General features: G+C 65.9%; 1 pseudogene. It reads right to left on the reverse strand.

What is annotated here, in order from left to right:
• Window positions 1–261, reverse strand: a pseudogene (locus SB751_RS32050) (GTPase Era); the annotation flags it as partial.

A 261-nucleotide genomic window follows, 5' to 3' on the forward strand; every position in this document is an offset into this window, starting at 1 on the left:
GGTCGGTCAGGGTGTCTTCCTCGAACATCGGCTCGCCTTCCGGCAGGCGCGCGGCGATTTCCTGCAGCAGCTGGTCGAGCTGCTGGTTCTTGGTGGCGCTGACCGGCACCACGGCGCCGAACGGATGCAACGCCATGATCTTCGAGACGAAGGCGAACAGTTCATCGCGGTTCTTGAGCGCGTCGATCTTGCTGACGGCCAGGATGGTGCGCTCCGGCGCAGGCAGCAGCGGCAGCAGCTTGGCGTCGCCCTCCGACCACT

Origin of the sequence: Cupriavidus sp. SIMBA_020 (genome assembly GCF_046535395.1) — a bacterium.
Lineage (GTDB): Bacteria > Pseudomonadota > Gammaproteobacteria > Burkholderiales > Burkholderiaceae > Cupriavidus > Cupriavidus campinensis.